We start from the raw sequence: 24,712 nt of genomic DNA, 5'->3' as shown, positions 1-24,712 counted from the left end.
AGTGAGCCTTTTTATTTTATAACAAATTATTATTCCGCTGCTGCTTCTGCAACTTCTGGACGATCAACTAACTCAATGTATGCCATTGGAGCGTTGTCACCTGCACGGAAACCACATTTTAAGATACGGGTGTAACCACCTGCACGTTGAGCAAAACGTGGACCTAATTCATTGAATAATTTCGCAACAGTTTCGATGTTACGAGTACGAGCGAATGCTAAACGACGGTTTGCAACGCTATCTTCTTTTGCTAATGTAATTAACGGTTCAACTACACGACGTAATTCTTTAGCTTTTGGTAAAGTAGTCTTGATGATTTCATGACTAACTAAAGCACTTGCTAAGTTACGGAACATCGCTTGGCGATGGCTGCTATTACGGTTTAGTTGACGACCACTCTTACGATGGCGCATGATCTTATCCTTCTCAGAAAAATCTTAACCTATGACCAAACTAGTCTTCAGCAATACTTGCTGGTGGCCAATTCTCAAGGCGCATACCAAGTGACAAGCCACGTGAAGCGAGAACGTCTTTAATTTCAGTAAGAGATTTCTTACCAAGATTAGGCGTTTTTAATAACTCAACTTCTGTACGTTGTACTAAGTCACCGATATAGTGAATTGTTTCTGCTTTCAAACAGTTAGCAGAACGAACTGTCAACTCTAAGTCATCAACAGGACGTAATAAAATCGGATCGAATTCCGGTTTTTCTTCCTTGACTTCAGGTTGACGAACATCACGCAAATCAACGAATGCATCGAGTTGCTCTGCTAAAATTGTTGCTGCACGACGAATTGCTTCTTCCGGATCAATAGTCCCGTTAGTTTCTAACTCGATAACTAGTTTATCTAAGTCAGTACGTTGTTCAACACGTGCTGCTTCAACATTGTAAGCAATACGGTCAACCGGGCTATAACAAGCATCCACTAATAAACGACCGATTGGACGATCTTCATTTTGTGAATGAGTACGAGCAGATGCAGGTACATAACCTCTACCACGTTGAACACGAATACGCATATTAATAGATGCATTTTCGTCTGTTAAGTGACAGATTACATGTGATGGATTAACAATCTCAACATCACCATCATGGGTGATATCAGCTGCAACAACAGGGCCAATTCCAGATTTATTTAATGTCAGAATAACATCATCTTTATTCTGTACTTTAACCGCTAGACCTTTAAGGTTTAAAAGAACTTCAAGAATATCTTCCTGAACACCTTCTTTACTACTATATTCGTGCAGTACGCCATCAATTTCTACTTCAGTTACAGCACAACCTGGCATTGAAGACAGAAGGATACGACGTAATGCATTCCCTAGAGTATGACCAAAGCCACGCTCTAACGGTTCTAAGATCACCTTAGCATGAGTAGAGCTAATTTGCTCGATATCTACTAAGCGTGGCTTTAAAAATTCTGTAACAGAACCCTGCATTTTATCCTCTCTTTGCTTTTAAGCTTAACTATTATTTAGAGTAAAGCTCAACGATCAGATGTTCGTTAATGTCTGCTGATAAATCAGAACGTTCAGGAACACGTTTGAACACACCTTCCATTTTTGCAGAATCAACTTCTAACCAAGTTGGTTTTTCTCTTTGTTCTGCTAATTCTAATGATGCTTTAATACGTGCTTGTTTTTTAGATTTCTCACGAACAGCAACGACATCATTTACAGAAACTTGGAAAGATGGGATATTTACAACACGACCATTTACGACAATCGCTTTGTGGCTCACTAATTGACGAGCTTCTGCGCGAGTTGCAGCAAATCCCATGCGATAAACAACGTTATCCAATCTACCTTCTAATAATACTAGTAAGTTTTCACCAGTATTACCTTTTAAACGGTTTGCTTCTTTATAGTAGTTACGGAATTGACGTTCTAAAATACCATAGATACGACGAACTTTTTGTTTTTCACGTAATTGACTACCATAGTCAGACAAACGCGGTTTACGAGCACCGTGTTGACCTGGTGCTGTATCAATTTTACATTTTGAATCAATCGCACGCACACCTGATTTAAGGAATAAATCAGTGCCTTCACGACGGCTGAGCTTGAGTTTAGGGCCCAAATATCTTGCCATTTTCTTTCTCCAACTATCCTATTACGCCATTAAACACGACGTTTTTTCGGTGGACGACAACCGTTATGAGGAATCGGAGTCACATCAGTGATGTTCGTGATACGGAAACCCGCTGCATTTAATGCACGGATTGTTGATTCACGACCCGGACCCGGACCTTTAACCATAACTTCCAAGTTCTTTAAGCCGAATTCTTTAACGATTTCAGCACAACGTTCTGCAGCAACTTGTGCAGCGAACGGGGTAGATTTACGAGAACCACGGAAACCTGAACCACCTGCTGTAGCCCAAGCTAAAGCATTACCTTGACGGTCAGTAATGGTAACGATTGTATTATTGAAAGATGCGTGAATGTGTGCTACGCCATCTACAACTTGTTTTTTTACACGTTTACGTGCACGAACTGGTGTTTTAGCCATTCTTTATTTACCCCGACTATTTTTTGATCGGCTTACGTGGACCCTTACGGGTACGCGCATTAGTTTTAGTACGTTGACCACGTACCGGTAAACTACGACGATGACGTAAACCACGGTAACAACCTAAGTCTAAAAGACGTTTGATGTTTAGTGTTACTTCACGACGTAAGTCACCTTCAACGGTAAATTTACCAACTTCGTCACGCAGTTTGTCAATCTGCTCTTCAGACAATTCGCTGATCTTAACATCTTCAGCAATACCCGCTGCAGCACAAATGCTTTTAGAACGAGTTTTACCGATACCGTAAATTGCAGTTAAAGCGATTACAGCGTGTTTGTGATCAGGAATGTTAATGCCTGCAATACGGGCCACTATGCACTCCTATTATTTTAACTAATTTGGTATTCTGATCTTGAAAAGCCCGTTTTCAGGATACTCAAACAGAATACCAAGGACATAAATGAGTTGAGTAGTATAACTACTCAACCGGTTCTTTGCAAGAAGAAATGTTAATTAACCTTGACGTTGTTTATGTTTAGGGTCGCTGCATAATACGCGAACAACACCTTCACGTTTAACAATTTTACAGTTACGACACATCTTCTTAACGGAAGCACGAACTTTCATTGCTTATCCTTTTTACTTAAATGAACAATTACTGTCCAAAACCTTTAAGGTTTGCTTTTTTTAACGCAGATTCATATTGAGACGACATTAAGTGACTCTGAACTTGCACGATAAAATCCATAATTACAACAACAACGATTAATAAGGAAGTTCCACCGAAGTAGAATTTAACATCCCATGCTGATGTCATAATATAAGGGACTAAACATACGAACGTTACATAAAGACCGCCAATTAATGTTAAGCGAGTCATTACTTTATCGATGTAACGAGATGTTTGTTCACCTGGTCTAATTCCTGGGATAAATGCACCAGATTTTTTTAGATTATCTGCTGTATCACGTGGATTATATTGCATTGCAGTATAGAAGAAACTGAAGAAAATAATCGCTACCGCATAAACAAGAAGATATAAAGGTTGTCCAGGATTCAACAACATTGATAAGTCATTTAACCACTCAAACTTATCATTTTGACCAAACCATTGTGTCAATGTGGCAGGGAATAAAATAATGCTTGAAGCAAAAATTGCTGGCATTACGTTTGCCATATTAACTTTTAATGGTAAGTGAGTTGAATGACCACCTAAAATTTGACGTCCTTGTTGACGCTTAGCATATTCAACACGAATTCTACGTTGTCCACGTTCTACGAAGACAACAAAGTAAGTTACTGCAAAAACAATAGCAGCGATTAGTAGAAGAACTAAAGGATGCATTTGTCCTTGACGAGCTTGCTCAACTGTTTCGATGATTGCATGTGGCAATCCTGCAACAATACCACCAAAAACAAGAATTGAGATACCGTTACCAATACCTCTTTCAGTAATTTGCTCACCTAACCACATTAAGAACATGGTTCCGGTCACAAGACTCACTACTGCAGTGAAGTAAAAAGTAAAACCGATATTTGGCACTAATTGTGGCAACATATTCGGTAAACCGGTAGAAATTGCGATAGCTTGGATAGTAGCAAAAACCACCGTTGCATAACGAGTATACTTGGTGATTTTTCTTTGCCCTGCTGCGCCTTCTTTTTTCAATTCTGCTAAAGCAGGTGAAACCGTAGCAAGCAATTGCATTACGATAGATGCCGAGATATACGGCATGATACCTAATGCTAAAATTGATGCTCGGCTCAATGCACCACCAGAGAACATGTTTAACATATCAATGATGGTGCCTTTTTGTTGTTCAACTAATTGAGCTAGCACGGCGGCATCAATACCAGGAAGCGGAATAAAAGAACCAATACGATAAACGATAAGTGCACCTAATACAAAAAGCAATCTGCTTTTTAGTTCACCAGTACCACTATTAGTACTTCTGCTTTGATAACCTGGTTGTTTAGCCATTTGCTAATTATTCCTCAACTGAACCGCCAGCAGCTTCGATTGCTGCTTTTGCACCTTTAGTTACACGTAAACCACGTACAGTAACTGCAGATTTCACTTCACCAGCTAAGATAACTTTAGCGAATTGAATATCTTTAGTTAAAATGTTTGCAGCTTTTAATGCTTCTAAAGTGACAACATTCCCTTCAACTTTTGTTAATTCATTTAAACGAACTTCAGCAGTTACCGCTGATTTCATTGAAGTGAAACCAAATTTTGGTAAACGACGGTATAATGGCATTTGGCCACCCTCAAAACCACGACGAACACCGCCGCCAGTACGAGATTTTTGACCTTTATGACCACGACCACCAGTTTTTCCTAAACCTGAACCAATACCACGACCAAGGCGTTTTGCACTGTGCTTAGCACCTTCAGCCGGAGATAGAGTATTTAAACGCATTCTCTTACTCCTCCACTTTAACCATGTATGAAACTTGGTTAATCATACCACGTACTGCCGGAGTATCGATTAACTCAACAGTATGGTGCATATGGCGAAGACCAAGACCACGCAAGGTAGCTTTGTGCTTCGGTAAACGAGCAATTGAGCTACGAACTTGAGTTACTTTAATAGTTTTAGCCATTATCAATTACCCCAAAATTTCATCAACGGTTTTGCCACGTTTAGCAGCAACCATTTCTGGTGATTTCATATTTGCTAATGCATCAATAGTTGCACGAACAACGTTGATTGGGTTGGTTGAACCATACGCTTTAGAAAGAACGTTACGTACACCAGCAACTTCTAACACTGAACGCATTGCACCACCGGCGATGATACCTGTACCTTCGCTAGCTGGTTGCATAAATACGCGAGAACCAGTGTGAACACCTTTAACTGGGTGTTGTAATGTACCTTCGTTTAAAGCGACATTAATCATATTGCGACGTGCTTTTTCCATCGCTTTTTGGATCGCTGCCGGAACTTCACGAGCTTTACCATAACCAAAACCTACGCGACCGTTACCATCGCCTACTACTGTTAAAGCAGTAAAGCTCATAATACGACCACCTTTTACAGTTTTTGATACACGGTTTACTGCGATTAGCTTCTCTTGCAGTTCACCAGCTTGTTTTTCGATGTTTGACATCTCAATTTACCTCATTAGAACTGTAGACCAGCTTCACGTGCAGCGTCCGCTAAAGTTTGGACACGACCATGATATTTAAAACCGGAACGGTCAAAAGCAACGTCTTTAACGCCTTTTGCTAATGCGCGCTCAGCAACAAGTTTACCTACTACTGCTGCGGCATCTTTATTACCGGTATATTTAACTTGCTCACGAATTGCTTTTTCAACAGTTGAAGCAGCGGCAAGCACTTCTGAACCGTTTGGTGCAATAACTTGTGCGTAGATATGACGCGGAGTACGGTGAATAACTAGACGAGTTACACCTTGCTCTCTCATCATATGACGTGCACGAGCTGCACGACGGATACGAGCTGATTTCTTATCCATAGTGTTACCTTAATTATTTCTTCTTAGCCTCTTTCATACGTACTACTTCATCAGAGTAACGTACACCTTTACCTTTATAAGGCTCAGGACGGCGATAAGCGCGAATATCTGCTGCAACTTGACCAATTAACTGCTTATCAGCACCTTTTAAAACGATTTCCGTTTGTGAAGGGCATTCTGCAGTAATACCTGCTGGTAAAGTGTGCTCCACAGGGTGAGAGAAACCTAAACTTAATGCAACTGCGTTGCCTTTAATTTGAGCTCTGTAACCAACACCCACTAGTTGTAATTTCTTAGTGAAGCCTTCAGTAACACCGATAACCATTGCATTAACTAATGCACGAGCTGTACCCGATTGAGCATTCGCTTCAACAAAACCTTCACGTGGAGTGAAAGTAAATTGACCATTATCTTGTTTAACTTCAACTGAGTGATGAATTGTGCGAGATAACTCGCCATTTTTTCCTTTTACTGTTAATAGCTGACCGTCGAGTTTAACTTCAACGCCGGCAGGAATATTAACAGGTGCCTTTGCAACACGAGACATTTTCCTACCCCTCTATTAAGCTACGTAACAGATGATCTCACCGCCTAAGCCCGCTTGACGAGCTGCACGGTCAGTCATAACACCTTTAGATGTAGAAATTACAGCAACACCTAAACCACCCATAACTTTTGGTAATTCGTCTTTACGTTTGTAAATACGAAGACCAGGACGGCTTACACGTTGGATGCTTTCTACAACCGGTTTGCCTTGGAAATATTTTAAAGTAATTTCCAATTCAGGTTTTGCACCTTCTAAAACTTTAACGCTTTCGATATAACCTTCAGCAGCTAATACGTTGGCAATTGCCACTTTTAGCTTGGAAGAAGGCATATTGATTGCAACTTTGTTCGCAGCTTGACCGTTACGAATACGGGTCAACATATCTGCGATTGGATCTTGCATACTCATTGTACTTTTTCTCCGATTCCAAAATAAAGTGGTATATTACCAGCTCGCTTTTCTAAGGCCAGGGATCTCGCCGCGCATAGCAGCTTCACGAACCTTAATACGGCTTAAACCAAACTTACGTAAAACGCCGTGAGGACGTCCAGTTTGGCGGCAACGGTTACGTTGACGACTAGGGCTAGAATCACGTGGTAAAGTTTGTAATTTTAACACTGCATTCCAACGATCTTCGTCAGAGGCATTGACATCAGAAATGATTTTCTTTAATTCTGCACGTTTAGCGAAGAATTTTTCAGCCAATTTAACGCGTTTTACATCGCGTGCTTTCATTGATTGTTTTGCCATTATAACCTGCCTTATTTACGGAATGGGAAATTAAAGGCAGCAAGTAGTGCTTGACCTTCTTCATCATTCTTAGCAGTAGTTGTGATAGTGATATCTAAACCACGTACACGATCTACTTTATCGTAATCGATTTCAGGGAAGATGATTTGTTCACGCACACCCATGCTGTAGTTACCACGACCATCAAATGATTTCGCGCTTAAACCGCGGAAGTCACGAATACGTGGAACAGCAATTGTAATTAAACGTTCAAAGAACTCCCACATACGCTCACCGCGTAGTGTTACTTTACAACCGATTGGATATCCCTGACGGATTTTAAAGCCAGCAACAGATTTACGAGCTTTAGTTACTAAAGGTTTTTGACCGCTAATTGCTGCTAAGTCCGCTACTGCGTTGTCTAGCAATTTCTTATCGGTCAATGCTTCACCCACACCCATATTCAGGGTAATCTTTTCGATTCGTGGGACTTGCATGACAGATTTGTAGCCGAATTTATTTTTTAACTCGTTTACTACTTGATCTCTGTAGTAATCATGCAGTTTCGCCATCGCATTACTCCAGTTTGTTAGATAATTTCATTGTTAGATTTGAAGAAACGTACTTTTTTGCCGTCTTCGAATCTAAAACCTACACGGTCAGCTTTGTTTGTTTTTGGATTGAAAATCGCAACATTAGAAGCATCGATAGCCGCTTCTTTTTTCACTAAACCACCAGCTTGTCCTAAAGCAGGAACTGGTTTTTCATGTTTAGTGATGATGTTGATACCTTCAACAAACACTTTACCGTTTGGTAACACTTTAGTTACCTTGCCACGCTTGCCTTTGTCTTTACCGGCAAGTACGATTACTTCATCGTTTTGACGAATTTTTGCAGCCATTTCTCACTTCTCCTTACAGTACTTCTGGTGCCAAAGAAATGATCTTCATGAATTTCTCAGAACGAAGTTCACGAGTCACCGGTCCAAAAATACGAGTACCGATTGGTTGCTCTGTGTTATTGTTTAAAATTACACAAGCGTTACCATCGAAGCGAATGACTGATCCGTCTGGGCGACGAACACCCTTCTTGGTGCGCACAACAACTGCTTTTAATACATCACCTTTTTTAACTTTACCGCGTGGAATTGCTTCTTTCACAGTAACTTTGATGATATCACCAATAGCAGCATAACGACGGTGCGATCCACCTAGAACCTTGATACACATTACGCTGCGAGCACCAGAGTTATCGGCAACATCCAGCATAGTCTGTTCTTGGATCATATTTTATGCTCCGTTAAGTTAATAATACACCCTTGCGGGACGAACCTATCCATGCCTTATAAAGATATATGGCGGATAGGTGGCGGAGTTTACCAAAATCAAGCTATAAACGCAATCAAAATTTTATACTTAAGTTAGCACATTTAAAGTGTGGTCAAATTTTTATGACTTTTTAGCAAGTCTTGGAAAGAAAAAAGCCAACGGCATAACCATTGGCTTTTATTTTTTAATTTGTCAATTAAGCAATAACTGCTTTCTCAACAACACGAACTAAAGTCCAAGATTTGGTTTTAGAGAGAGGACGACATTCGCGAATCTCTACTACATCACCTAATTTGGCTTCGTTGTTCTCATCGTGTACGTGTAATTTAGTTGTACGACGGATAAATTTACCGTATAACGGGTGTTTTACCTTACGTTCAATAGCAACAACGAAAGATTTTTCCATTTTGTCGCTAACAACTTTACCTTGTACGCTACGAATTTTATCAGTCATTACTCACCCGCCTTCTCAGTTAAAATGGTTTTAACGCGTGCGATATCACGACGCACTTGTTTAGCCTGATGGGTTTGTTGAAGCTGACCGGTGGCTGTTTGCATACGCAATTTGAATTGTTCACCTAAAAGGTTCACTAACTCATTATTCAGCTCTTCAACACTTTTTGTACGTAAATCTTGAGCTTTCATTACATCACCGTCTTAGTTACGAAGGTAGTCTTGATTGGCAATTTAGCAGCTGCTAATGCAAATGCTTGTCTTGCGATCTCTTCTGACACACCATCCATTTCATAAAGTACTTTACCCGGTTGGATTAAGGCTACCCAGTACTCAACGTTACCTTTACCTTTACCCATACGGACTTCTAATGGTTTTTCAGTAATTGGTTTATCTGGGAAAACACGGATCCAGATTTTACCTTGACGTTTAACTGCACGTGTCATTGCACGACGAGCCGCTTCAATTTGACGAGCGGTTAAACGACCACGACCAACTGCTTTTAACCCGAATGTACCGAAACTAACTTCAGTACCACCCGCGATACCACGGTTACGGCCTTTGTGAACTTTACGGAATTTTGTACGTTTTGGTTGCAACATTTAGCGTTTCTCCTTACTTACGACCTTTGCCACGCGGAGCCTTTTTAGGCTTGTCGGCAGGTTGTTGTTCTGATTGCGCAACTGCAGCCATTCCACCCAAAATTTCACCTTTGAAGATCCATACTTTAACGCCGATTACGCCGTATGTAGTATGAGCTTCTGCAGTGTTATAATCGATGTCCGCACGAAGAGTATGTAGAGGTACACGACCTTCACGATACCATTCAGAACGTGCGATTTCTGCACCACCTAAACGACCGCTAACTTCAACTTTGATACCTTTAGCACCTAAACGCATTGCGCTTTGTACCGCACGTTTCATAGCACGACGGAACATTACACGACGTTCTAATTGAGAAGCGATGCTGTCTGCAACTAATTTTGCATCTAATTCCGGTTTTTTCACTTCAGCAATGTTGATTTGAGCCGGAACGCCAGCGATTTGAGATACTGCGTTACGTAATTTTTCAACATCTTCACCTTTTTTACCGATAACGATACCAGGGCGAGCTGTGTGAATTGTTACACGAATACTTTTCGCTGGACGCTCAATAGTAATACGTGAAACCGAAGCGTTTGCTAATTCTTTAGTTAAGAATTTGCGTACTTTGAAGTCACCGTCAAGATTGTCGGCAAAATCTTGTGTATTCGCGAACCAAGTAGAGTTCCAAGGTTTTACAATACCTAGGCGAATACCATTTGGATTTACTTTTTGACCCATTGCTATTCCTCTACTTATTAACGATCTGACACAACCACAGTGATGTGGCTAGTACGTTTTAAAATACGATCTGCACGACCTTTAGCACGTGGCATAACACGTTTCATGCTAGGACCTTCGTCAACGAAGATTTTAGCAACTTTAAGATCATCGATATCTGCACCATCATTATGCTCTGCGTTAGCAATAGCTGACTCTAATACTTTTTTCACTAAAGCCGCAGCTTTTTTGTTAGTAAAAGTTAAGATTTCTAATGCTTGCGCAACTTTTTTACCACGAATTAAATCGGCAACTAAGCGAGCTTTTTGGGCAGAAGTGCGAGCGTAACGATGTTTTGCGATAGTTTCCATCTATTTACCTCTTATTTCTTAGCTTTCTTATCTGCCGCGTGACCGCGGTATGTACGAGTCGGTGCAAATTCACCTAATTTATGGCCGATCATTTCATCAGATACATAAACAGGAACGTGCTGACGACCATTATGGACTGCGATGGTCAATCCGATCATTGAAGGAATGATCATTGAACGACGGGACCAAGTTTTGATTGGTTTTTTATCCCCGCTTTCCACCGCCTTCTCTACCTTCTTCAACAAGTGTAGGTCAAGGAAAGGACCTTTCTTGAGAGAACGTGGCATGGCTTATCCTCTTATTAATTTAAATTATTTGCCACGACGACGTACGATATATTTATCAGTACGTTTGTTGTGACGAGTTTTCTTACCTTTAGTTTGAACGCCCCAAGGAGTTACTGGGTGTTTACCAAAGTTACGACCTTCACCACCACCATGTGGGTGATCTACTGGGTTCATTGCTGTACCACGAACTGTAGGGCGAATGCCTCTCCAGCGGTTAGCACCAGCTTTACCCAATACGCGAAGCATATGTTCTGAGTTACCAACTTCACCGATTGTAGCAACACATTCAGCTAATACTTTACGCATTTCGCCTGAACGTAAACGTAAAGTTACGTAGTTGCCTTCACGAGCGATGATTTGTACATAAGCACCAGCAGAACGAGCGATTTGACCGCCTTTACCTGGTTTTAACTCAACGTTATGTACTGTTGAACCAACTGGGATATTACGCATTGGTAATGAGTTACCCACTTTAATTGGTGAGTTAACGCCAGATTGGATTTGATCGCCAACTGACAAACCTTTAGGTGCTAAGATATAGCGGCGTTCACCATCTTTATAAAGCACTAAAGCAATGTTAGCTGAACGGTTTGGATCATATTCTAAACGTTCAACAACCGCTGGGATATCTAACTTGTTACGTTTGAAATCGATTAAACGGTAATGTTGTTTATGACCACCACCGATGTGGCGAGTGGTAATACGACCATAATTGTTACGACCACCAGTTTTAGATTTAGTATCTAGAAGAGGCGCGTAAGGTTTACCCTTGTATAATTCAGGGTTCACGATTTTAACAACGTGACGACGACCAGCGGAGGTCGGCTTACATTTAACGATAGCCATTCTCTAATTTCCTCCGATTACTCTGCACTGTCCACGAAGTCCAAGTTTTGGCCTTCGGCTAAAGTTACATAAGCTTTTTTCCAGTCGCTGCGACGACCCATTTTGTTACCACGGCGTTTAGTTTTACCTTTAACAACCACAGTACGAACTGAGTCAACTTTTACTTCAAATAATTGAGCAACAGCAGCAGCAATTTCAGCTTTGTTCGCATCTAAAGCAACTTTAAGTACAACAGTGTTAGATTTTTCAGCATTGTTAGTTGCTTTTTCAGAGATGTGCGGTGCACGTAGCACGCTTAGCAAACGTTCTTGACTCATGCTAGGATCTCCTCAATTTGTTTCACAGCGTCAACAGTAACAATCACTTTATCGAAAGCGATTAAGCTAACTGGATCGATACCTTGAACATCACGTACATCAACTTTATATAAGTTACGTGCCGCTAAGAATAGATTTTCATCTAAACTTGCTGTGATAATTAACGCATCTTCAACTGCTAAATCTTTTAATTTTTGTACTAATACTTTAGTTTTTGGTGCATCTAATTCGAATTTCTCAACAACAACCAAACGGTCTTGACGAACTAATTCAGAAAGAATGCTTTTGATAGCACCACGGTACATTTTCTTGTTCACTTTTTGGCTGTGATCTTGTGGTTTAGCCGCGAAGGTTGTACCACCAGAACGCCAGATTGGTGATTTGATATCACCAGAACGAGCACGACCTGTACCTTTTTGACGCCAAGGTTTTTTACCTGAACCAGACACTTCAGCACGAGTTTTTTGCGCACGAGTACCTTGACGAGCACCTGCTGCATAAGCAACAACAACTTGGTGAATCAAAGCTTCGTTAAACTCACGTCCGAAGGTAGTTTCAGAAACAGTTAGTGCGTTTGCACCTACAACTTGTAATTCCATCTCTATCTCCTAGACTTATGCTTTAACTGCCGGCTTAACGATAACATCGCCATTGATAGCACCAGGTACAGAACCTTTTACTAATAGCAATTTACGCTCAGCATCTACACGAACAACTTCAAGTGATTGAACGGTTACACGCTCAGCACCTAAATGTCCTGCCATTTTTTTACCTTTAAACACACGACCTGGAGTTTGGTTTTGACCAATAGAACCAAGTACACGATGTGATAAAGAGTTACCGTGTGTAGCATCTTGAGTACGGAAGTTCCAACGTTTGACACCACCTTGGAAACCTTTACCTTTAGAAGTACCAGTAACATCTACTTTTTTAACATCTGCAAAGATGTCAACATTGATTTCTTGACCTAAAGTGAATTCTTCACCTTCAGTACGAAATTCCCATAAACCGCGACCAGCTTCAACACCTGCTTTCACGAAATGGCCTGCTTCAGGTTTAGTTACACGATTCGCTTTTTTAGAACCAGTAGTAACTTGAACTGCAGTATAGCCATCGTTTTCAAGAGTTTTAACTTGAGTTACGCGGTTGGCTTCGATTTCGATAACGGTAACTGGTACAGAAACACCGTCTTCATTGAAGATACGGGTCATACCAACTTTACGACCGACTAAACCAATCATTGTAATAACCTCTTAATTAACCTAGGCTGATCTGCACGTCCACGCCGGCAGCCAAATCTAAACGCATTAATGCATCAACAGTTTTTTCTGTTGGCTCTACGATATCTACTAAACGTTTGTGTGTACGAATTTCGTATTGGTCACGCGCGTCTTTGTTCACGTGTGGAGAAATCAACACGGTGAAACGCTCTTTACGAGTTGGTAAAGGGATTGGACCACGAACTTGTGCACCAGTACGTTTAGCTGTTTCTACGATCTCCGCAGTAGATTGATCGATCAAACGGTGATCGAAAGCTTTTAAGCGGATACGGATTCTTTGGTTCTGCATTAGACCAGAGCTCCAATAAAATTTAGCTAATAAAAAACTAACACCAATCACAATTCTAACTTCAAAATAGAAAAGGAGGTGTAAGTTACCTGTTATATAGTCTCCAAATCGGAAACATTGTTAGTATTACATATCGTAATACTCGTTTAATAAATGATTACATTAAACGGCTTTCAATATCTGAAAGCCCGTGGATATTACACAAAAACACCTAATTATGCAAGCTTTTTGTTCAATTAATTTCCATAAATAAAAAAGTACGATCATTTTCTCGAGTATTTTTCACCTGAAAAAATGACCGCACTTTTATAAAATGAAATCTACAGCTTGTTATCTAACATTGCAATATGTCTTGTTGCGGCAATCCAAGCACCTACATAGCCCATAATCAAGCAGCTCACTAATAAGAAGATCAGCTCGCCCACACCTAATCCATTGAGCTCAAAGGTGACCGCAAAGATATCCGTCACATACTTCACGGCTGAAGTAAAGTAACCCACAATAAGACTACTAAATACGGCTGCGACAAATCCACCTAACACTGCATAAATCATTCCAGTGTAAAGATAAGGACGAAGAATAAATTGATCCGTTGCACCTAATAGCTTCATCACATCAATACTTGCACGACTGCTATAAACATCGGATCGAATGCTATTTCCGATAACAAGGAATACGGCTATTGTCATTAACACTGTACAGAAAATTGCCACGTGTGCGAAAAGCCACGAAAGTGCGGTCAATTTTTCCATCCAATCGTTATCTAAACGAACTTCTTGCACCCCTTTAATTTTATTTAAATTTGCGCGTAACTCCGCTCGTTTTTCTGATTCATTAAACGCTTTAGACGGTTTCACCATCACCACGGCCGGTAATGGATTATCATCTAAAATTTCTAACTCTTCACCAAAACCAGACCAACTTTTAAATTCTTTCAAACTGTCTTGGCGAGAAACATAATTTAACGATTCAACACCTTCTTGCTGACGAATTTTTTCCACCACTAAGTTAGCATCTTCTTCACTTAAATTTTTGTGTAAATAGATTGTGAGTTCGCTTTCCGGATAAAATTGAGTTGTCGCTAAGTGTAAATTTTTCCATAACAAATAGCTCACCGTTGGAATCGTGAGAGATACGGCAATCACAAGAATTGTTAGTAATGTACCAAATTTACGTTTTACTAAATCGTTCAAAACAGAACGCAAAGTATAAGCAGTTTGCACGCCAAAAGAAGCATCAATACGTCTTGTCATTTTTTATCCTTAATAGCGTAAGTAGCCTTGTTCAAGCACAAGACATGGTTTTGGTTTTTGTTGAATTAAATTGATATCGTGTGTCGCAATTAACACCGTCATGCCTAAACGATTAAACTCTTCAAACAGATTGAAAATCCCTAAAGAAAGTTCATCATCAAGGTTACCTGTAGGCTCATCCGCTAATAAAAGTTGCGGTTTATGTACGATTGCACGCGCGATATCTACGCGTTGTTGCTCCCCACCTGAAATTTGTGGCGGCATATAATTCGCTTTACTACGTAAGCCCACTCGATCTAGTGCAACCAATGCGCGCGTATGTGCTTCTTTCGGATTCATGCCAGCAATAATCAATGGCAATGCCACATTTTCTGCCACACTACGATCCGTTAATAAACGGTAATCTTGGTGAACCATGCCAATTTGACGACGTAAAAATGGGATTTCATATTTAGACAAACGCGTAATATCATGACCATTAAACCAAATATTACCGGCATTCGCCTTTTCCATTCCCATGATTAATTTAAGCAAGGTACTTTTACCCGCGCCAGAATGCCCAACAAGATAAGTCATACTTCCAACAGGAAGATGAAAATTCAAGCCTTGCAAGGCCGGCTGAGTCGCACCGTGATAAGCTTTAGAGACATTTGAAAATCGAATCACTTTATTATTCCTTTTTATTCTTCATTTTCGTGAACAAACAATGCTTCAATAAATTCTTCTGCATTAAATTCGCGTAAATCTTCAATTTTTTCACCCACACCAATATAACGAATTGGTAAATTAAACTGATCTGCAATGGCGAAAATTACCCCACCTTTTGCTGTTCCGTCTAATTTGGTTAATGTAATACCTGTTAACCCAACCGCCTCATTAAAGAGTTTGGCTTGGCTAATTGCATTCTGCCCTGTACCCGCATCTAAGGTAAGCATGATTTCGTGCGGTGCGGTTTCATCGTATTTTCTCATGACACGAACAATTTTCTTCAATTCATCCATGAGATTATTTTTATTTTGTAAACGACCGGCCGTATCCGCAATTAAAATATCAATATTACGCGCAGCAGCAGATTGCATCGCATCAAAAATTACTGACGCCGAATCTGACCCCGTACTTTGTGCCACAACCGGAATGTTGTTACGTTCACCCCATACTTGAAGTTGTTCTACTGCAGCAGCACGGAAGGTATCCCCTGCCGCTAACATGACTGATTTTCCTTCATTTTGGAATTTGCGAGCCAACTTACCAATTGTGGTTGTTTTACCTACACCGTTTACGCCAACCATCAAAATAACATAAGGTTTTTTAGTCGTATCAATGACCAATGGTTTTGCAACTGGTTTTAGAATTTCTACCATTTCAACTTTAAGTTGTTGGTAAAGCAATTCCGCATCTTGTAACTGCTTACGACTTGCGTGCTCCGTTAAATTCTTAATGATTTTATTGGTTGTTGGCACACCAATATCCGCAATTAAAAGTTGCTCTTCCAACTCTTCAAATAAATCGTCGTCAATCTTTTTACCTAAAAAGAACGCTCGGAAACCTGCACCAATATTTTGTTTAGTTTTGAGTAAGCCTTTGACTAAACGACTGAAAAAGCCACCTTCACTTGGCTTTTCTTGCGTTTCGGTATTAATATCTGAACGGAATTCATCTTTAACATCTTCAACAATTTCAGGCTCAATCTTAGCATCAACAACAGGAAGATCTTCAACGACATTATCTTGCTCAATAATGCTTTCTGTTGGTTCTTCCACAGGAAGTGCGGTAGAAATTTCTTCTATTTTTTCTGTCTCTTCAGCCGTTGCCTCAATCACCGGTGTATCTAAAACTGGCTCAATATTGACCGCACTTTCAGGTGAAATCACTTCTTCTACAACAGGTTCAATATGCGCAACAATGGTATTCTCAGCTTTATCCTCTTGCAGCTGTTCTGCTAACTCCTGTAATTCTTCCTGTTCAACTTTTTCTAATTGAACGTTCTCGCTATTGTGAACAATCTCTTCCGTAGGCGAAACATCGGCAGATTCAACAGATGACTCTTCAATAGTTGGCTCAATTTTTTGTTCTTCTTGCTTTTTATTGCGACCAAAAAGAGAGGCCCAAAACCCGCCTTTTTTCTTTTCTTCTGACATAAATTCTTCTCTTAAACACAAATCTTTAAAAAATACTGCCTATTCTAGCAAAAAATCGTCTAAACTAAGCACAATTTTCACTAAAAATCTGTTTCTTTATGAAAAAAATGCAAGTTCAAAATGCTAAAGGCGAAGTTCGAATCATCGCAGGTCTTTGGCGTGGGCGAAAATTACCGGTTTTAAATGCGGAAGGTTTGCGTCCAACAGGCGATCGCGTAAAAGAAACCTTATTCAATTGGTTGATGCCTTATATTGTGGATAGCCATTGTCTTGATTGCTTTGCGGGCAGTGGCTCACTTGGTTTTGAAGCCCTTTCTCGCCAAGCGAAACAGGTGACGTTTTTAGAGTTAGATAAAAATGTGGCAAATCAATTAAAGAAAAATTTACAAACGCTAAAAACGACGACTGAACAAGCTCAAATAATCAATCAAAATAGCTTAGAATTTTTAAAACAAGTGCAAAATCAACCGCACTTTGATGTGGTATTTTTGGATCCACCTTTTCATTTTGGTTTAGCTGAACAAGCAATTGCCCTCTTAGAAGAAAAGAATTGGCTCTTACCTCATGCGTTGATTTATGTTGAAACAGAAAAAGACAAACCGCTAAGCGTGCCTGAAAATTGGCAATTACTAAAAGAAAAAACCACAGGTATGGTGAGTTACCGCCTGTATCAAAAAGATTAGGAAATCATTATGTTAGATATTGTGTTATACGAACCTGAAATTCCACAAAATACGGGAAATATTATTCGTCTTTGTGCGAACACTGGCTTTCGCCTTCATTTGATTGAGCCACTTGGCTTTACCTGGGATGATAAAAAATTACGACGTTCCGGCTTGGATTATCATGAATTTGCCGAAATCAAAAAACATAAAACCTTCGAAGCCTTTTTAGAAAGTGAAAAACCGAAACGTCTTTTTGCACTCACTACTAAAGGCGGCCCTGCGCATAGCGAAGTGCAATTTGAATTAGGAGATTATTTAATGTTTGGTCCAGAAACCCGTGGTATTCCCATGTCTATTTTAGATAAAATGCCAATGGAACAAAAAATCCGTATCCCAATGACAGCAAATAGCCGCAGTATGAACTTATCTAACTCGGTAGCTGTTGCAGTTTATGAAGCTTGGCGACAACTTGGTTACGAAGGCGCGGTGAATTTAAATCGATAAAGAACCTATAAAATAGCTGCTTGTTTTCTAAACAAAAATAAGCAGCTTTCTTTTTGCATTTAATTTGTGATCTTGATCACACATTTATAATTTCAAGGTTCCCTTTTTACCAAAACAGCAGTATAAATAAATTACATTTAGAGAGGGATCTCGATGTACTCACTTGATCTATCAAGCTCTAGTCTTTCTTGACTCTTCAAGCAAACCTTCCCCGTTGTCCTAAATAAAGAATTGGCAGTCGAATGATTTGCCTTCCATTTGTATCCCTAAAATTTAACAACTATTGCAGCAAAATTAGTTTCATCTCACATCAATAAGGAGGTTGGGTGAATGAAGTTAATTTTGAATTGGTCGAAACAGCAGTGGCTAAGCATGGATGCTTACAAAAAAAGTGCGGTCAATTTTGGCCGCACTTCCTATTTCCATCATTTGCAAATCACTAGCTTTGTGTTGCTATTTTCTAAATAATCCGCAATTTGTTTTGGCACATCATCGGTGAAAAGATAATCTACATCTTTAAGTTCCCCTAATCGCACAATCGCTTGTCGAGAGAATTTCGAATGGTCAGTTGCTAATAAGGTTTGGCGAGAGCTTTCTATAATGGCACGTTTTACTTGAACTTCATGATAATCATAGTCCAACAATGAACCATCAAGGTCTATTGCACTAATGCCCAGAATCCCAAAGTCTAAACGGAATTGCGAAATAAAATTAACCGTTGCCTCACCAATGATTCCACCATCCTTACGTAAGGAACCACCTGCCATCGTAATATCAAAGGTTTCATTTTGTCGTAATAAATGAGCTGCATTGATATTATTCGTCACAATGCGTAACCGTTCATGATTTAACAAGGCACTAGCTACCGCTTCAGGCGTGGTACCAATATCAATAAATAAGGATGCACCGTTTGGAATACGTTTTGCCACTTCACGAGCAATGGCGCTTTTTTGGGAAGGGAAAAATTGTTTACGTTCAATGTAATCAGAATTTTCTGCGGTAGAAGAAGGAGCGGCACCACCATGATGACGACGAATTAAATCTTGTTCTGCAAGGATATTCAGATCTCGTCTAATAGTCTGTGGGCTGACTTCCAGTTCGATAACCAGCTCTTCTGTGCTGGCATATCCTTTTAGCTTTACAAGCTCAATTATTTTCTGATGGCGTAATGATTGCTTCATATAAATGCCTATAAATTTGAATTAGCTAAACGATTTAGCTCTAATTTTACTCTGCAGAAATCCCCAAACCAATCCTAAGATAAAGCCTGAAATGTGAGCAGCGTTCCCTATATTAATACCAAAAAGCGGACTAATAAAGCCAAATACAAGCCCTACCAGTAACATTGTAAAAAAGCCTTCTGGTAAGTCAAAACTATGCGGGTGCAATTTGTCCACCACCAACACATAACCTAACACGGCATAAACCACACCAGATAGCCCGAAAAAGGCGGGACCGGTAAAATAATTCTGTACAGCGCCACTCACTGCAGCTGAGACTAAAACTAATAATAAAAAATGGAGAGAACCAAATCGGCGTTCAATCGCGCCACCAAATAACCAAAACCACGAAAGGTTAAATAAAATATGCGGTACCGACAAATGAACAATAGCATGAGTGAAATAGCGCCATACTTCCTGATCTTCCCAAGAATAAGCCGGATAATGGAATAAATCCATAATTGGCTCTTCAAATCCGATATTCTGCAAGAGATAAATCAACGCACAAAGTGCGGTCAAAATAAACGTAATTTTTTTCTTTCTTAATAGACGTTTCACCAATTTTCTCTCTTGAATCCCATCAGTTTCGCTACCAAATAAAGGCTGCATTTGCTATATTCCTTTTTCATTTAATTTTGTTCATCATATAAGGTTCATTATGAAAAAACAAACTATGCCGACAGGATTTAGTGGCTTCGCTTGGGGACTTGCGGCATTTTGTTTACCCATTTTACTGTGGCCTATGGCCTCTCTGCTTTCCACTGCTTTTGTGAAAAACCCTACACTGAGCGACTTTCAGATCGATCTTTTCTCGATTATCTTTTGGGTTTATCCCTTTGTTTTAGTCTTAATTGCGCGTTTACTTTATAAATTGCATCAACATAAACCAAAACTCGCCGTAAAATTATTACTGTTAAGTGCGATCATTTTTTATGTCGTTTTAATCTCAGTTTGCTACATTGGTTTTAACGCTTAAGAACATAACAAGACAATAGACAACAAAAAAGGGAGCTTTCGCTCCCTTTTAAATTATGTTCCTAATAATCAAAAATATAACTTAAAAACCCTGTAGATTTTAACTACACTTAACCGCCATAACCCCTTCCAGATATCATCAATAAATCATCTTTTAGTATAAATTAAACCAATCACATTTTATTACACTAACAGAAGATAAAAATATTTTGTGACAGCTATCACAAAACAAACATTCTTAGTTTGAAACGTTTCAATAAAAAGATCAATAATTAACCTGAAATATTAATACGTTTCAAAATAGGAGACCTGCAATGAAACTACACTTTCTTGGTACCGGTGCCTCAGAAGGCATTCCAAACCCTTATTGTAAATGTGAGTTATGCGAACAAGTTAGGAAAACAGGAGGACGTGATGTAAGAACTCGTTCTTCTGCAATTATTGATGATGAAATTCAAATCGATATTTCTCCTGAATTTTTTCATCAAGCCAATGTAAATCATATTGATGTAACAAAAATTAAAGATTTACTCATCACTCATACTCATCCTGATCATTTTAATGTAGGAGAACTACATAATCGTGTAAGAAATTTTGCATTCAATGTTGAACATCCTATGTACATATACGGTAGCGATAAAGCAATTAACGGCTGTTTAAATGGCATTGTTGATCTGACTCCAGATCGTTTTAATCTTTCTATTCTTATTCCATTTGTCACCATTACTACTAGCAGCGGTGCAAAAATTACTCCACTTATCGCTAATCATGAAAAATGGGAAATGTGCTATATCTATTTTATTGAGAAAAATGGCAAAACACTGCTATACGGACATGACTCTGGCTATTATGGAGATTTAACATGGAACTGGTTAGAAAATAAAAAAATCGATTTAATCGTATTAGAGTGTACATATGGCTATCGTCAAAATGACAAAACCAATAATCATATGAGTATTGAAACCGTAATCAATATGAAACAAAAATTCAAGGAGAACAATAATTTATCACAACAAACACAAATTCTAACATCTCATCATTCTCATAGTTGCGGGTTTGATTATCAAAGTTTGGTAGAAATTTTTAAACCTCACCAAATTGAAGTCGCCTATGATGGATTAATTAAAAATATTTAAATTAGGAGAACGGATCATGTTTAAAATTCCCCGTCTTTTCGTGATGATGTTTATGCAATATTTTGTGCAAGGTGCTTGGAATATGACTATCGGAGCTGTACTTGCTACCTACAATATGAAAGAAAGTATTGGAACAACTTATTCTTTACTGGGACTCGCAACAATTATTTCGCCATTATTTATTGGTATGATTGCCGATCGCTTCTTTGCTTCACAAAAAGTAATTTCAATTTTACACATCTTAAATGGCTTAGTTATGTTGCTACTACCTACTTATATTTTAGAAGGTAATGTCACAGCATTTTTATTCATTATTTTCATTGTTGGTTTGCTATACTATCCAACCACAGCACTCTCCAATAGCATTGCCTTTCACCATATTTCAGAACAAAAACTGTTCCCATATATCCGAGTATTCGGCAATATCGGTTTTATTGTAATTGGCCTCATTATGGGTTATTACAAGATTTTTGATAATGTGATTGTCTTTAAAGTAGCTGCAATTTCAGCAATTATTTGCGGACTATATTGCCTTACATTACCAAACACACCACCAACAGCTAAAGGTTCAAAATTAGATCTTCGTACTATTTTCTGCTTAGATGCTCTGTCTCTCTTTAAAGATCGCTATTTTACAATCTTTATGTTGGCAACATTTGTTCTCATGATTACCAAAACAGCTTATAGTGCCTATATTCCAGTCTATTTAAAAGTTTTGGATATGAACTCAGCTAATATGATGCAAATTGCTGTAGGTGCAGAAGTTCTATTTATGGTCTTACTAGTCAGCATGCTGAAAAAATTTGGTTTTAAAGTAGTAATCATGCTAGGTATTATTGGATGGGTTATCCGAATGTTTATTTTCTCTCATGCTGCTACTTCTGATGATTATTTCACATATATTCTTATTGGCTTATTATTACAAGGAGTTTGCTGGGACTTCTTCTTTACTGCAGGCGATGTATATGTGAATTCTAAAGCCCATGAAAGCATTAAAGCCCAAGCACAGGGGTTACGTTTTATAGTCTCTAATGGATTTGGTGTATTTATGGCATCCTCTGTTATCGGGGCAATTAATAATCATGTTGTCACCGAAAAAAGCATGCCACTTGCAGCCCCACAATGGTCTGAATTCTGGTTATACCCTGCCGTTGTCGCCTTAATTGTTGGAATTTTATTCTGGATCTTCTTTAAAGATACAGAAGAATTTAAAAAATAATAAAATGATAGGGTGCAACTTTGCACCCTTTTAGGAAAAGTTATGTGGCTTTCTTTAGACTTTTTACAACAAAATTTATCCGATATTTATCATCTATCTGCCTGGATAAAATTATTATTTGCTGCATTATTAGGAGGAATGATTGGATTTGAGCGAGAAAGTAAGCGAAAACCAGTGGGAATTAAAACTTGTATTATTATTGCAGTTACCACTTGCATTCTAACTACTGTATCCATTCATTCGGCCGAATATTACGCCTCTCTTTCTAACAATATCCGTACAGACCCAATGCGGCTTGCTGCTCAAGTGATTAGTGGTATTGGTTTCATTGGCTCAGGTGTTATATTACACAAAAGCGATGATGTTGTTTCAGGTATTACTACTGCGGCAATGATTTGGAGCTCCGCAGGCATTGGCATAACCATTGGTGCAGGATTCTATGGTGATGCCATTGCAGTAGCTTTAGTAATTTTACTCACATTAAAATACAGCCATTATTTAAAACTTATTGTACCTAAAAAGCAGACGAATAATCGAGCAACCATTATTTTAAAAGTATTAAACAATAATATAGAACGCGTAATTAATGACCTAGAAAATCACCAATGTGATATTGATAGCATTAACATTAAAGAGCAATCGCAAAATTGTACTATATTATCAATCTCAGCAAACCTTACTGATAGAAATTCTTATTTAGAAATTTATCAATATCTTAAAAATCTCCATGATATTCGTGATATTGAAATGAATTATGCTTAATTCAAAAACTATTCAGATTAATTATTTATAAAAGAGAATATATTATGAGTACATTTATTTTAACTGAACATCCACACCGTCGATTTAATCCTTTAAAAAATCAATGGGTTTTAGTCTCACCCCATCGTGCCAAACGACCATGGCAAGGGCAACAGGAAGAAGTCATTGATGATAATAAACCAAGCTATGATCCTGAATGCTATCTCTGTCCTGGTAATAAACGTATCACTGGCGAATTGAACCCAATATATACCAAACCTTTTGTGTTCAAAAATGACTTTTCTGCTTTACTTAGTGATACCCCCTCCCATGAAAAAAATGATGACCCTCTATTCAAAATTTCGACTACGCAAGGTGAAAGTAGAGTGATTTGCTTTTCACCTGATCACAGTAAAACACTGCCACAACTTACCATACCTGAAATCGAACTGATTATCCGAGTATGGCAAGAACAGGTTTATGAACTAAAACAACGTTATCAATGGGTTCAAATTTTTGAGAATAAAGGTGCAATAATGGGATGTTCAAATCCACACCCTCATGGTCAAATTTGGGCAAGTAATTTCTTACCAAATGAAATAATAATTGAAGATAAATACCAAGCAGAATACTATCAAAAATATGGAACACAATTATTACTTGATTATGTAAAACGTGAATTAGAAAAAAGTGAACGCATCGTAGCTGAAACTGAGGATTGGGTAGCCGTAGTCCCTTATTGGGCAACCTGGCCCTTTGAAACCTTATTACTTCCAAAATCGAAACAATTTAAATCGATTGAAGAATTAAACCAGACAGAACGTGAAGATTTAGCTCTTGTATTAAAAAAACTCACAACTCGTTACGATAATTTATTCAAAATAAGTTTTTCTTATTCTATGGGTTTCCACTTCGCCCCATTTAATAGTAAGGATAATTCTCATTGGCAGTTACACGCTCACTTCTATCCCCCACTTTTACGTTCAGCAACCATTCGTAAGTTTATGGTAGGCTACGAAATGCTGGCGGAAAATCAACGTGATCTAACGCCTGAACAAGCTGCTGAACGCTTGAATTCTGTAAGCGATACTAAACATTATAAAGAATATCTATAA

The 24,712-nt window shown here is 38.8% G+C and carries 40 protein-coding genes; 7 read left to right on the top strand and 33 right to left on the bottom strand.

What is annotated here, in order from left to right; translation table 11 throughout:
- Positions 1–29: 29 nt before the first annotated feature.
- The 31 genes from rplQ to ftsY all read right to left on the bottom strand — a co-directional run bounded on the left by rplQ (position 30) and on the right by ftsY (position 17,137).
- Entirely contained in the window at positions 30–413 is a 384-nt protein-coding gene (gene rplQ / locus DPV81_RS05075) for a 50S ribosomal protein L17 (RefSeq protein WP_005695104.1), read from the bottom strand.
- Positions 414–453: 40 nt separating this feature from the next.
- Positions 454–1,443, bottom strand: coding sequence for a DNA-directed RNA polymerase subunit alpha (locus DPV81_RS05070; protein ID WP_005695102.1), 990 nt, complete (start codon positions 1,441–1,443; stop codon positions 454–456).
- A gap of 31 nt (positions 1,444–1,474) precedes the next feature.
- A complete protein-coding gene (gene rpsD, locus DPV81_RS05065; RefSeq protein WP_005625866.1) occupies positions 1,475–2,095 on the bottom strand; it encodes a 30S ribosomal protein S4 in 621 nt (206 codons plus the stop codon).
- A gap of 29 nt (positions 2,096–2,124) precedes the next feature.
- Positions 2,125–2,514: a 30S ribosomal protein S11 gene (gene rpsK, locus DPV81_RS05060; RefSeq protein ID WP_005543603.1), complete on the bottom strand. Its 390-nt coding sequence runs from the start codon at positions 2,512–2,514 to the stop codon at positions 2,125–2,127.
- Between the two features lie 16 nt (positions 2,515–2,530).
- Positions 2,531–2,887: a 30S ribosomal protein S13 gene (gene rpsM / locus DPV81_RS05055; RefSeq protein WP_005548758.1), complete on the bottom strand. Its 357-nt coding sequence runs from the start codon at positions 2,885–2,887 to the stop codon at positions 2,531–2,533.
- Between the two features lie 141 nt (positions 2,888–3,028).
- A complete protein-coding gene (gene rpmJ / locus DPV81_RS05050) occupies positions 3,029–3,142 on the bottom strand; it encodes a 50S ribosomal protein L36 (RefSeq protein WP_005625868.1) in 114 nt (37 codons plus the stop codon).
- 28 nt (positions 3,143–3,170) lie between these two features.
- The gene (secY, locus tag DPV81_RS05045) at positions 3,171–4,496 is read right to left on the bottom strand and encodes a preprotein translocase subunit SecY (protein ID WP_005695101.1); all 1,326 of its coding nucleotides are present in this window, start codon (positions 4,494–4,496) and stop codon (positions 3,171–3,173) included.
- Between the two features lie 7 nt (positions 4,497–4,503).
- Positions 4,504–4,938 carry a 50S ribosomal protein L15 gene (rplO, locus tag DPV81_RS05040; RefSeq protein WP_005695100.1) on the bottom strand — a complete coding sequence of 145 codons (435 nt, stop codon included), beginning with the start codon at positions 4,936–4,938 and terminating at the stop codon, positions 4,504–4,506.
- A gap of 4 nt (positions 4,939–4,942) precedes the next feature.
- Positions 4,943–5,122 (bottom strand): 50S ribosomal protein L30, encoded by a 180-nt coding sequence (rpmD, locus tag DPV81_RS05035; protein ID WP_005543631.1) that lies wholly within the window; start codon positions 5,120–5,122, stop codon positions 4,943–4,945.
- A 6-nt stretch (positions 5,123–5,128) separates the two neighbouring features.
- Positions 5,129–5,629 carry a 30S ribosomal protein S5 gene (rpsE, locus tag DPV81_RS05030; RefSeq protein ID WP_005695098.1) on the bottom strand — a complete coding sequence of 167 codons (501 nt, stop codon included), beginning with the start codon at positions 5,627–5,629 and terminating at the stop codon, positions 5,129–5,131.
- 14 nt (positions 5,630–5,643) lie between these two features.
- Complete coding sequence (rplR, locus tag DPV81_RS05025; protein WP_005695097.1) at positions 5,644–5,997, bottom strand: 50S ribosomal protein L18; 354 nt, start codon at positions 5,995–5,997, stop codon at positions 5,644–5,646.
- Positions 5,998–6,010: 13 nt separating this feature from the next.
- Positions 6,011–6,544, bottom strand: a complete 534-nt coding sequence (gene rplF, locus DPV81_RS05020; RefSeq protein WP_005695095.1) for a 50S ribosomal protein L6 — start codon at positions 6,542–6,544, stop codon at positions 6,011–6,013.
- A 15-nt stretch (positions 6,545–6,559) separates the two neighbouring features.
- A complete protein-coding gene (rpsH, locus tag DPV81_RS05015) occupies positions 6,560–6,952 on the bottom strand; it encodes a 30S ribosomal protein S8 (protein ID WP_005625877.1) in 393 nt (130 codons plus the stop codon).
- A 36-nt stretch (positions 6,953–6,988) separates the two neighbouring features.
- Positions 6,989–7,294, bottom strand: coding sequence for a 30S ribosomal protein S14 (gene rpsN, locus DPV81_RS05010; protein ID WP_005695094.1), 306 nt, complete (start codon positions 7,292–7,294; stop codon positions 6,989–6,991).
- Between the two features lie 11 nt (positions 7,295–7,305).
- On the bottom strand, positions 7,306–7,845 hold the full coding sequence (gene rplE, locus DPV81_RS05005; RefSeq protein ID WP_005695093.1) for a 50S ribosomal protein L5: 540 nt from the start codon (positions 7,843–7,845) through the stop codon (positions 7,306–7,308).
- 17 nt (positions 7,846–7,862) lie between these two features.
- Positions 7,863–8,174, bottom strand: a complete 312-nt coding sequence (gene rplX / locus DPV81_RS05000) for a 50S ribosomal protein L24 (protein ID WP_005695092.1) — start codon at positions 8,172–8,174, stop codon at positions 7,863–7,865.
- A gap of 13 nt (positions 8,175–8,187) precedes the next feature.
- Positions 8,188–8,559, bottom strand: coding sequence for a 50S ribosomal protein L14 (gene rplN / locus DPV81_RS04995; protein ID WP_005619403.1), 372 nt, complete (start codon positions 8,557–8,559; stop codon positions 8,188–8,190).
- 238 nt (positions 8,560–8,797) lie between these two features.
- A complete protein-coding gene (gene rpsQ, locus DPV81_RS04990; RefSeq protein WP_005695091.1) occupies positions 8,798–9,055 on the bottom strand; it encodes a 30S ribosomal protein S17 in 258 nt (85 codons plus the stop codon).
- A complete protein-coding gene (rpmC, locus tag DPV81_RS04985) occupies positions 9,055–9,246 on the bottom strand; it encodes a 50S ribosomal protein L29 (protein WP_005695090.1) in 192 nt (63 codons plus the stop codon). Before rpmC ends, rpsQ begins: the two co-directional genes overlap by 1 nt.
- Positions 9,246–9,656, bottom strand: a complete 411-nt coding sequence (gene rplP, locus DPV81_RS04980; RefSeq protein WP_005695088.1) for a 50S ribosomal protein L16 — start codon at positions 9,654–9,656, stop codon at positions 9,246–9,248. Before rplP ends, rpmC begins: the two co-directional genes overlap by 1 nt.
- Before the next feature lie 13 nt (positions 9,657–9,669).
- The gene (gene rpsC / locus DPV81_RS04975) at positions 9,670–10,377 is read right to left on the bottom strand and encodes a 30S ribosomal protein S3 (RefSeq protein ID WP_005640982.1); all 708 of its coding nucleotides are present in this window, start codon (positions 10,375–10,377) and stop codon (positions 9,670–9,672) included.
- Positions 10,378–10,394: 17 nt separating this feature from the next.
- The gene (rplV, locus tag DPV81_RS04970) at positions 10,395–10,727 is read right to left on the bottom strand and encodes a 50S ribosomal protein L22 (RefSeq protein ID WP_005625897.1); all 333 of its coding nucleotides are present in this window, start codon (positions 10,725–10,727) and stop codon (positions 10,395–10,397) included.
- Between the two features lie 11 nt (positions 10,728–10,738).
- Positions 10,739–11,014, bottom strand: coding sequence for a 30S ribosomal protein S19 (gene rpsS, locus DPV81_RS04965; protein WP_005539416.1), 276 nt, complete (start codon positions 11,012–11,014; stop codon positions 10,739–10,741).
- Positions 11,015–11,038: 24 nt separating this feature from the next.
- A complete protein-coding gene (gene rplB, locus DPV81_RS04960) occupies positions 11,039–11,860 on the bottom strand; it encodes a 50S ribosomal protein L2 (RefSeq protein WP_005640979.1) in 822 nt (273 codons plus the stop codon).
- Between the two features lie 17 nt (positions 11,861–11,877).
- Positions 11,878–12,177, bottom strand: a complete 300-nt coding sequence (gene rplW / locus DPV81_RS04955) for a 50S ribosomal protein L23 (RefSeq protein ID WP_005632756.1) — start codon at positions 12,175–12,177, stop codon at positions 11,878–11,880.
- Positions 12,174–12,776 (bottom strand): 50S ribosomal protein L4, encoded by a 603-nt coding sequence (rplD, locus tag DPV81_RS04950; protein WP_005695085.1) that lies wholly within the window; start codon positions 12,774–12,776, stop codon positions 12,174–12,176. Before rplD ends, rplW begins: the two co-directional genes overlap by 4 nt.
- Before the next feature lie 15 nt (positions 12,777–12,791).
- Positions 12,792–13,418 carry a 50S ribosomal protein L3 gene (gene rplC / locus DPV81_RS04945; RefSeq protein ID WP_005632753.1) on the bottom strand — a complete coding sequence of 209 codons (627 nt, stop codon included), beginning with the start codon at positions 13,416–13,418 and terminating at the stop codon, positions 12,792–12,794.
- Positions 13,419–13,434: 16 nt separating this feature from the next.
- Positions 13,435–13,746 (bottom strand): 30S ribosomal protein S10, encoded by a 312-nt coding sequence (gene rpsJ, locus DPV81_RS04940; RefSeq protein WP_001181005.1) that lies wholly within the window; start codon positions 13,744–13,746, stop codon positions 13,435–13,437.
- A 320-nt stretch (positions 13,747–14,066) separates the two neighbouring features.
- Positions 14,067–14,999 (bottom strand): permease-like cell division protein FtsX, encoded by a 933-nt coding sequence (gene ftsX / locus DPV81_RS04935; protein WP_005698904.1) that lies wholly within the window; start codon positions 14,997–14,999, stop codon positions 14,067–14,069.
- Between the two features lie 9 nt (positions 15,000–15,008).
- A complete protein-coding gene (gene ftsE, locus DPV81_RS04930; protein WP_049364690.1) occupies positions 15,009–15,665 on the bottom strand; it encodes a cell division ATP-binding protein FtsE in 657 nt (218 codons plus the stop codon).
- A gap of 14 nt (positions 15,666–15,679) precedes the next feature.
- Positions 15,680–17,137 carry a signal recognition particle-docking protein FtsY gene (gene ftsY, locus DPV81_RS04925; RefSeq protein ID WP_111387058.1) on the bottom strand — a complete coding sequence of 486 codons (1,458 nt, stop codon included), beginning with the start codon at positions 17,135–17,137 and terminating at the stop codon, positions 15,680–15,682.
- A gap of 98 nt (positions 17,138–17,235) precedes the next feature.
- Between ftsY and rsmD the strand changes: the two genes are divergently transcribed.
- Together rsmD and trmL are read left to right on the top strand one after the other, a co-directional pair.
- On the top strand, positions 17,236–17,820 hold the full coding sequence (gene rsmD, locus DPV81_RS04920) for a 16S rRNA (guanine(966)-N(2))-methyltransferase RsmD (protein WP_111387056.1): 585 nt from the start codon (positions 17,236–17,238) through the stop codon (positions 17,818–17,820).
- Positions 17,821–17,829: 9 nt separating this feature from the next.
- Positions 17,830–18,306 carry a tRNA (uridine(34)/cytosine(34)/5-carboxymethylaminomethyluridine(34)-2'-O)-methyltransferase TrmL gene (gene trmL / locus DPV81_RS04915; protein ID WP_005695079.1) on the top strand — a complete coding sequence of 159 codons (477 nt, stop codon included), beginning with the start codon at positions 17,830–17,832 and terminating at the stop codon, positions 18,304–18,306.
- A 425-nt stretch (positions 18,307–18,731) separates the two neighbouring features.
- On the opposite strand, the gene DPV81_RS04910 is transcribed toward trmL, so the two are convergent.
- Positions 18,732–19,487, bottom strand: a complete 756-nt coding sequence (locus DPV81_RS04910) for a DeoR/GlpR family transcriptional regulator (protein ID WP_049373094.1) — start codon at positions 19,485–19,487, stop codon at positions 18,732–18,734.
- A gap of 21 nt (positions 19,488–19,508) precedes the next feature.
- Complete coding sequence (locus DPV81_RS04905) at positions 19,509–20,135, bottom strand: rhomboid family intramembrane serine protease (protein ID WP_070712531.1); 627 nt, start codon at positions 20,133–20,135, stop codon at positions 19,509–19,511.
- A gap of 49 nt (positions 20,136–20,184) precedes the next feature.
- Between DPV81_RS04905 and DPV81_RS04900 the strand changes: the two genes are divergently transcribed.
- The 5 genes from DPV81_RS04900 (at position 20,185) to galT (ending at position 24,712) form a co-directional block, all read left to right on the top strand.
- Positions 20,185–20,502, top strand: coding sequence for a DUF5389 domain-containing protein (locus DPV81_RS04900; protein ID WP_111382918.1), 318 nt, complete (start codon positions 20,185–20,187; stop codon positions 20,500–20,502).
- A 313-nt stretch (positions 20,503–20,815) separates the two neighbouring features.
- The gene (locus tag DPV81_RS04895; RefSeq protein ID WP_005695075.1) at positions 20,816–21,637 is read left to right on the top strand and encodes an MBL fold metallo-hydrolase; all 822 of its coding nucleotides are present in this window, start codon (positions 20,816–20,818) and stop codon (positions 21,635–21,637) included.
- 16 nt (positions 21,638–21,653) lie between these two features.
- Entirely contained in the window at positions 21,654–22,856 is a 1,203-nt protein-coding gene (locus DPV81_RS04890) for an MFS transporter (protein ID WP_070712534.1), read from the top strand.
- 42 nt (positions 22,857–22,898) lie between these two features.
- Positions 22,899–23,618 carry an MgtC/SapB family protein gene (locus DPV81_RS04885; protein ID WP_070712536.1) on the top strand — a complete coding sequence of 240 codons (720 nt, stop codon included), beginning with the start codon at positions 22,899–22,901 and terminating at the stop codon, positions 23,616–23,618.
- Between the two features lie 44 nt (positions 23,619–23,662).
- Complete coding sequence (galT, locus tag DPV81_RS04880) at positions 23,663–24,712, top strand: galactose-1-phosphate uridylyltransferase (protein WP_232087613.1); 1,050 nt, start codon at positions 23,663–23,665, stop codon at positions 24,710–24,712.

The sequence above is a fragment of the Haemophilus parainfluenzae genome (genome assembly GCF_003252795.1).
Classification (GTDB): domain Bacteria; phylum Pseudomonadota; class Gammaproteobacteria; order Enterobacterales; family Pasteurellaceae; genus Haemophilus_D; species Haemophilus_D parainfluenzae_K.
This window is presented reverse-complemented; position numbering and strand designations above follow the sequence as displayed.